This is a genomic window from Streptomyces synnematoformans (assembly GCF_039531005.1).
GTDB classification, from domain to species: Bacteria; Actinomycetota; Actinomycetes; order Streptomycetales; family Streptomycetaceae; genus Streptomyces; species Streptomyces synnematoformans.
In genome coordinates, this window is the sequence record NZ_BAAAPF010000339.1 from 1 (window position 1) to 7411 (window position 7411).

Genomic DNA, 7411 nt, shown 5'->3' on the forward strand with positions numbered 1-7411 from the left:
CGCCGTCCTCCGGGGCCGCCTCGCCGGCGGCGGCGGGCGCCGTGTCCACCGTCGGCGCGTCCGCCGCCGGCCCGGCCGGCTCCGCGTCGCCCGGCTTGTGCGCCTGCACCGTCAGCTCTATCAGGCCGGCCGCCGCGACCGCCCCCGCCGCGATGGCGAGCAGGGCGCCCAGCGCCCCGTACCGCACGGTCTCGCCCAGCGCCGTCACGCCGACCGCCGCCGCTATCACGGGGTTGACCACGGTCAGCGTCGCCAGCGGCGCCGACAGCCCCGCGCCGCGGTACGCCGCCTGCGACAGCAGCAGCCCGGCCGGGGCGAGGATCACGACCATGCCGATCGCCAGCGGGTCGGTGAAGTCCGCGGTGACGTCCTTGGTGAACACCGACGCCATGCCGAACGCCGCGCCCGAGCCCACCGCCAGCGTCACGCTGCGGGCCGCCACCCGGCGCACCCGCAGGGCCGCCAGCGTCAGCACGGCCAGCACCGCGACCGTGGCCACGGCCAGCGCCGTCGACGTCGTACCGCCCAGCTCCCGGGACTGGTGGGGGTCGACCAGCGCCAGCAGCACGACCAGGCCCACGGTGGACAGCAGCGCCCCGCGCCAGGCGGCCCGCCCGGCGCGGCGGCCGAGGAAGACCGCCGCCATCGGCAGGGCGAAGACGATGGTCAGCGCGCCGAGCGGCTGGACCAGGCTCAGCGGCCCGTACGCGAGCGCCCCCACGTGCAGCACCGCGCCCGAGGCGTTCAGCACGACGGAGGCCCACCAGCTGCCGCGGTGCAGCGGTGCGAACGACCCGCTCGTGCCTTCGGCGTCGGTGGTGGTGGCCGCGACACGCTCCTGGACGAGGGCGGCGCCGGCGTAGGCCACCGCCGACACCAGCGAGAGCAGCACCGACAGCATGAGTGGGCTCATATCCCCACGATCCCGCGACCGGTGGCGAAAGTCGTCATCCTGGCGGATGCTCTGGGTCGTACTGCCGGAGCAGTACGACCTCCGGAGAAGATGGCTCCCGGGTCTTATTCACCCCTCGGGGTGTCTCCCGGGGGCTTCCGCGCCTTCGGCCACGCGGCGTAGGCAAAGGCGCGCGCGGGGGCGTGCCCGACCTCCCTGCGCGCGGGCGCTCAGGGCCAGGCGTAGAAGCCCTGTCCCGCCTTGCGCCCCAGCTCACCCCGCGCGACCTTCGCGCGCAGCAGCTCCGGCGGCGCGAACCGCTCCCCCAGTGTCCGGCACAGGTGCTCGGCGATGGCCAGCCGGACGTCGAGCCCGACCAGGTCGGTGAGGCGCAGCGGGCCCATCGGGTGCCGGTAGCCCAGCCGCATCGCGGCGTCGATGTCCGCGGGCGCGGCCACGCCCTCCTCGACCATGCGGATCGCCTCCAGCCCCAGCGCCACGCCGAGCCTGCTGCTGGCGAAGCCGGGCGAGTCCCGTACGACGACCGCCGTCTTGCCCAGCGCCCGCGTCCAGCCGCGCGCCGCCGCCAGCGCCGCCGGGCCGGTCTCCGGCGCGGTGACCAGCTCGACCAGCTCCGAGGCGGGTACGGGGTTGAAGAAGTGCATGCCGAGGAAGCGGCCGGGCCGGGCGAGGGCGGCGGCCAGCTCGGTGACGGACAGCGAGCTGGTGTTCGTGGCCAGCACCGCGTCCGGGCCCGCCGCCTGCTCGGCCGCGGCCAGCACCCGCGCCTTCAGCCCGGCGTCCTCCGGCACCGCCTCCACCACCAGCTCCGGCATCGCGTCCGCCGCCAGCTCCGCGACCGACGCGACGGCCCGCACCCGCGACCGCACCTCCGCCGGCGCCACGCCCGCCGCCAGCCGGCCCCGCTCGGCGGCCCGCCGCAGTCCGCCCGCGACCCGCTCCACCGCTGCCGCCGCCGCGTCCGCGCCGCTCTCCACGATCACGACGCGCGACCCGGCGGACGCGAACGACTGCGCGATCCCGGCGCCCATGCGGCCGCCGCCGACGACCGCCACGGCACGCGGCGCGAGGGCCGGCGGCTCGTCCGGCGGGGTGTTCTGCTCCGTCATCTCGTACGTCCTGTCGCACCTCTTGACTGGGATCCGGCCGCTCCGCAAGCTAACCGAATGATCGGTCGGCCACAAGAGGAGTGCCGCACGCTCGCCGACCTCGCCCGCTTCCCCTTCACCACCAAGGACGACCTCCGCGCGGACTACCCCTTCGGGATGTTCGCCGTCCCCGTCGCCGACGTCCGCCGCCTGCACGCCTCCAGCGGCACCACCGGCCGCCCCACGGTCGTTGGCTACACCGCGGCCGACCTCGACACCTGGTCCGGCCTCGTCGCCCGCTCCCTCCGCGCCGCGGGCGGCCGGCCCGGCCACCGGGTGCACGTCGCGTACGGGTACGGCCTGTTCACCGGCGGCCTCGGCGCCCACTACGGCGCCGAACGGCTCGGCTGCACCGTCATCCCCGCCTCCGGCGGGATGACCGCGCGGCAGGTGCAGCTGATCCGGGACTTCGAGCCCGAGGTCATCATGGTCACCCCGTCCCTCCCTCTGATCTTGGCCAGTGCTCTGTCCTTCAGGGCGGGGGTGAACGCCTTCCGCCTGTACTTGGTGACGAAAACCAAGTGAACGTGCAGGTTGTAGACAACCTGGCGACCGGTTCTGACATCGGGATGAGAGTTCCAACGCGGTGACACAAACCAACGCTAGGCTCTCGGTCGTGAATCAAGACACCCTGGTCAAGCGGCAGTTCGGGCACCGTGCCCGGCTTGCGCTGTCGCCTGCCGAGGTGGTGAAGACCGATGACCAGGCACACGCGGCCCGTACTTTGTGGAACCTGCTGCACGCCTGGTGGCAGATGATGCCGAAGGAAAAACGGACTCTCGGACACGCGGACGCCGCGATCCGGCAGGCCCGCCAGGACATCGGCTTTCTGGCCGTCCTGCCCGCGCAGGCCGCGCAAGCGGTGCTCAAGACGTACGTCCAGGCGTGGAAGAACTGCTGGGACGGCCGCGCCGACGCCCCGAACTTCAAGGGCCGGTTCCGCGCGGTGATGTCCGTGGACATCCCGCAGGGCCGGGACCTGAACATCGTCCGCGTGCACCGCCGCTGGGGCATGGCCAGCATTCCCAAGGTGGGCCGGGTCCGCTTCCGGTGGACCAAAGACCTGCCCGTGGGCAAGCACGCAGGCGCGGAGAACCGGATCACCGGAGCCCGGCTGGTCAAGGACGCGCTCGGCTGGCACATCGCCTTCCGTGTCCAGACCCTGGAAGTCAAGCCCGAGCCCCACCAAGGGCCGGACATCGGCATCGACGTGGGCGTCACCGTGCCCCTCGCCCTCTCAGACGGTGAGACCTATGAGCACAGCGAATGGCTGACCGGCAAGGAGAAGGCCAAGCTCCTGCACTTGGAGCAGCGCGCGGCGCAGCGTAAGCAGTACCGCAAGCCCGGCGAGCCAACCAGCCGCCGACTGCACCACACCTACGACCAGATCGCAGGACTGCGCGCGAAAGCCAAGCGCCGGGCCCTGGACTGGCAGCATCAGACGACCACCGCCATCGCCCGCACCTACGGCACGGTCGTGGTCGAAGCACTCACCCTCACGAACATGGTCAAGTCCGCCAGAGGAACGGTCGAAGAGCCGGGGAAGAACGTCACCCAAAAATCCGGGCTGAACCGCTCCATCAGCGGCGAGGCATGGGGCCGCACGGTCACCATGCTGGCGTACAAGACCGCCCGGCACGGCGGCACCCTGGTCAAGGTCCCCGCCCCCGGCACCTCCCGGCGCTGCTCCGCCTGCGGCCACACCACACCCGGCAGCCGGGAGTCCCAGGCCGTGTTCGCATGCAAGAACCCGGACTGCGGCTGGTCAGGCAACGCCGACTACAACGCGGCCCGCAACATCTTGCACCTGTACCGGATGGGCCACACGCTCACCCCGGCTGCCGGGAGGGCAGTCGTCAGGCGCGCCAAGCGCGTCAAGCCCGCTACCGCAAGGCAAGCAGGAATCTCCCAGCCTCACCCGGGAGAACACTTCAAATGCTCACGATCCTCGACGCCGTCCCGTGCGGCGACGACGCGCAGCGGCTTGGCGAAGCAGCGGCTCTCCGGCTCGCAGCGGTAGTAGCCGAACTTCTCCGTCTGCTCGTACCCCTCCGACAGGTACAGCCCGATGGCCTCCGGCTGCTTCGTGCCCGTCTCCAGCACCATCCGCGTCCGCCCCGCGGCCCGCGCGCTCTCCTCCAGCGCGGCGAGTATCCGCCGGGCCAGCCCGCGCCCGCGGGCCTCCGGGACCACGTACATCCGCTTCAGCTCCGCGTCGCCGTCGCGGTGCCCCTCCGGCGTCGCGTCCATGGCGCGCCAGCCGCCGGTGGCGAGCGGGGTGCCGTCGGCGTCGTACGCCATCAGGTACAGCCCGTGCGGGGGCGTGAACTGCCGCGGGTCCAGCACCGTGTGGTCCCCCTCGCCGTACCGCTCGGCGTACTCGCGCTGGACCCGGCCGTCGAGCCGTATCGCGTCGGGGTGGTCGTAGGGCACGGGGGCGATCTCCATGACGGCCATGGTACGAAGCCGCCGACCGGTGCCGAACCGGGCATCCCGGCGAGGTGGCCCGACCCCGGGACCGCGAGGGGGGCCAGCGGCCATACTTTGGGACCGTGAAGGAGAACAAAGGTCTGAACGTCACACCCGTCAACGCCGCCGCGACGGACCCGGCCGCTCTGCCCGGCCTCGTACCGTCGCCGCCGGAGGAATCCGAGGAGGACAAGGACAGGGACAAGGACACGGACACGGACGAAGCGACCGCGGACAACGCGGAGGAGGAAGAGGCGGAGGCGGAGTCCGGGACGGACACGGACGCCGACACCGACACCGACGCCTCCGACGACGAGGACGGCGACGGCGACGGCGACGGCGACGCCGCGGACGACGACGGCCCCGTCTTCGAGGCCGCCGACCGCCGCGGCTCCGTGACCGTGGACAGCACCGGCGTCCGCTTCCAGCTCGACGACACCGAGGCCGAGTTCACGTGGCCCGAGATCGGCGCGGTCGAGTACAAGACCTCCCGGTTCGGCCGCCGCCTCGTCCTGAGCGTCCACGACAGCCGCGGCGTCTGCCCGGCCGAGGTGGAGGCGCCGGACAAGGCGACGCTGAAGGAGTGGACGACCGGTCTGGAGTCGGCCCTCGACGCCTACTTCGAGGAGACGTCGCCGTAGACGACCCCCCGTCCGTTGGTCGACACGTACACCCGGCCGTAGACCCGCGGGTCCCCGGTGATGGCGGCGCCGGTCCAGCCCCACTGGTGGGCGTCGTCGTTTATGCGCTCCCAGGTGGCGCCGGCGTCGGTGGAGCGGAAGATGCCGCGGACGCCGTCGATCTTGGCGCTCGTGTAGAGCGCCTGGTATGCCGCGCCCGGCGCGGCCTTGCCGAAGCCGATCGTGTCGGCCTCGTCGAGGCCGGGGACGCGGTCGAAGGTCGCGCCGGAGTCCGTGGAGTGCCACAGCCCGTACGTGTCGCCGCTGCCGCCGGCGAGCCAGACGTCGCCCTCGACGCCCGGGACGGCCTTGAAGCGCACGTTGCCCGCGGCGGGCAGGCCGGCCGAGGGCTGGGCGGTGAACGTCGCGCCGCCGTCGGTGCTGACGTAGAACGTGCCGGCGGCGAAGCCGTAGAACTTCTGCGGGTCGACGCGGTCGGCCTCCACGGTGGCGCCCGCGGGGATGCCGGCGGCGGGGGTCCAGGAGTTGCCGAAGCCGGCGGTGGTGTGCACGCCGGTGCCCTCCGGGCTCCAGACGAACCGGCTGCCGTCGGCCGCCGCGGCGACCGTGCCGCCGCCGGTGACGCCGCCCGGGTCCTGGCCGGCGAACCAGTGGGCGCCGTTGTCGGTGGAGAACGCGACGTGCGGGCCGGAGTCGGCGCTTCCGGTGCGTACGACGGTGCCGGGGTTCGTCTCGGCGTAGTCGAGGCTGGTCGTGTTGGTGAAGAGGGGCTGCGTGTACATCAGCTCCGGCACCTGCGTCAGGTCGGTGTGCCGGAAGCCGCCGACGTCGCCGAGCGCGCTGAGCAGCGGGGCGCCGGAGGGCGGTGAGATCAGGTCCAGGACCGCGGTCTCCTCCAGGCCGCGGACCATCGGCGTGACGGTGAACGTGGCGCCGGCGTCCCAGGCGGTGAGGTTCTCGGTGCCGTAGATCGTGGCGCCCGTGCCGTACATCATGCGGTCGGAGTCGAACGGGTCGATCTCCAGCGTTTCCGTCATCCAGCCGAGCTTGGGGGTCTGCTCCGGCGGCTGCGGGTTGGCGCCCCAGGACAGCCAGGGGACGGAGGAGACGTCCATGGTGAAGCGGTTGTCGCGGTTGGGGTACGAGGTGTAGTCCCAGGCCCGGGTCCAGTTCGCGCCGCTGTCGGTGGAGCGGAAGATCTGGGTGTCGGGCCACCAGGAGCTGTAGCCGGTGACCATGACGGTGCCGGGGCGCTGGCGGTCGACGGACAGGCCGCTGTAGCCGAAGTAGGTGTCGGCCGCGGGGGCGGGGCTGATGTCGCGCCACTCGCCGGTGGCGGTGGCGTAGCGCCAGACCTGGCCGGCACCGCCGTCGTACGGTCCGCCCTTGTCGCTGTACGCGAGGTAGAGGTAGCCGTTCTCGGCGTCGAGGACGCCCTTGTGGGCGAGGTATCCGGTGGGCTGGCCGGGGAGGCGCTCCCAGGTGGCGCCGGCGTCGGTGGAGCGGTAGACCGCGTTCTCGGTGTCGGCCACGCCGACGTAGACGGTGCCGGTGGGGCTGCCGGGGGTGCCGGTGGACTCGTCGAAGGTCACCCAGACGACGCCCTGGTTGTCGGAGGCGTAGCCGGAGGTGTCGCCCGGGTCCTCGACGTAGTTGCCGGGGTTGGGGAAGTTCGTCACCTCGGCCCAGGTGGCCCCGGCGTCGGTGGAGCGCCACAGGCCGTGGCCGCTGGGGGCGCCGAGGTAGAGCACGTCGTTGTCGTGCGGGTCGACGGCGAGGCGCTCGCCCATGCCGCGCCCTGGCATGTTGCCGCCGAGCTTGAAGGGCAGGTCGGCCTTGCGCCAGGTGGCGCCGCGGTCGCCGGAGCGGTAGACGGCGCCGTTGTTGGGGTCCCAGTCGTTGGTGTACGTGCCGACGGCGGCGTAGACGTTGTCCGGCTCGACGGGGTCGGAGGCGATGCTGACGACGCCGGTGTGGCCCCAGTCGTCCCAGCCGACGGAGTCGAGGAGGGGCGTCCAGGTCTTGTCGTCCTCCTGCCAGCGGTAGGCGCCGCCGATGTCGGTGCGGGCGTAGGCGAGGCCGGGCTCGGTGCGGCTGAAGACGATGCCGGGGACGAAGCCGCCGCCGTCGATGCGGACGTTGCGCCAGTCGTAGGGGACGTCGGCGGCGGCGGTCGGGTCGCCCCGGCCGTCCCCGGCGGCCGGCTCGGCGGCGGCGGGTCCGGCGGCGGCCGGCCCGCT

At 73.0% G+C, this 7411-nt stretch carries 6 protein-coding genes and 2 pseudogenes; 3 read left to right on the forward strand and 5 right to left on the reverse strand.

The genetic code is table 11. From position 1 onward, the window contains the following. Both ABD317_RS31170 and ABD317_RS31175 read right to left on the reverse strand, forming a co-directional pair. On the reverse strand, positions 1-913 hold a 913-nt coding region (locus ABD317_RS31170), incomplete at its 3' end, for a DMT family transporter (protein ID WP_344294285.1). Positions 914-1122: 209 nt separating this feature from the next. Continuing rightward, on the reverse strand, positions 1123-2022 hold the full coding sequence (locus tag ABD317_RS31175) for a 3-hydroxyacyl-CoA dehydrogenase family protein (RefSeq protein WP_344294287.1): 900 nt from the start codon (positions 2020-2022) through the stop codon (positions 1123-1125). Here ABD317_RS31175 and ABD317_RS31180 point away from each other — a divergent pair. Further along, positions 2011-2550 (forward strand): annotated as a pseudogene (locus ABD317_RS31180) (hypothetical protein); the annotation flags it as partial. The gene ABD317_RS31175 and the pseudogene ABD317_RS31180 sit on opposite strands and share 12 nt — an antisense overlap. Here the strand turns inward: ABD317_RS31180 and ABD317_RS37915 are convergent. Beyond that, positions 2526-2654 (reverse strand): annotated as a pseudogene (locus ABD317_RS37915) (transposase); the annotation flags it as partial. The pseudogenes ABD317_RS31180 and ABD317_RS37915 sit on opposite strands and share 25 nt — an antisense overlap. Before the next feature lie 23 nt (positions 2655-2677). Here ABD317_RS37915 and ABD317_RS31185 point away from each other — a divergent pair. Further along, positions 2678-4081, forward strand: a complete 1404-nt coding sequence (locus ABD317_RS31185; RefSeq protein ID WP_344294289.1) for an RNA-guided endonuclease InsQ/TnpB family protein — start codon at positions 2678-2680, stop codon at positions 4079-4081. Here the strand turns inward: ABD317_RS31185 and ABD317_RS31190 are convergent. Then, the gene (locus ABD317_RS31190) at positions 3976-4518 is read right to left on the reverse strand and encodes a GNAT family N-acetyltransferase (protein ID WP_344294291.1); all 543 of its coding nucleotides are present in this window, start codon (positions 4516-4518) and stop codon (positions 3976-3978) included. The two genes, ABD317_RS31185 and ABD317_RS31190, sit on opposite strands and share 106 nt — an antisense overlap. Positions 4519-4613: 95 nt before the next feature. On the opposite strand from ABD317_RS31190, the gene ABD317_RS31195 reads away from it, so the two are divergent. Next, positions 4614-5171 (forward strand): hypothetical protein, encoded by a 558-nt coding sequence (locus ABD317_RS31195; RefSeq protein WP_344294293.1) that lies wholly within the window; start codon positions 4614-4616, stop codon positions 5169-5171. On the opposite strand, the gene ABD317_RS31200 is transcribed toward ABD317_RS31195, so the two are convergent. Then, positions 5147-7411 (reverse strand): beta propeller repeat protein (locus ABD317_RS31200; protein ID WP_344294295.1); only part of this gene is annotated, 2265 nt, incomplete at its 5' end. The genes ABD317_RS31195 and ABD317_RS31200 overlap by 25 nt on opposite strands.

What these genes read in the sequence shown, in the direction of transcription:
- ABD317_RS31175 (WP_344294287.1), bottom strand. Translation starts at nt 2,022, where the DNA reads ATGACGGAGCAGAACACCCCGCCGGACGAGCCGCCGGCCCTCGCGCCG.
- ABD317_RS31190 (WP_344294291.1), bottom strand. Translation starts at nt 4,518, where the DNA reads ATGGCCGTCATGGAGATCGCCCCCGTGCCCTACGACCACCCCGACGCG.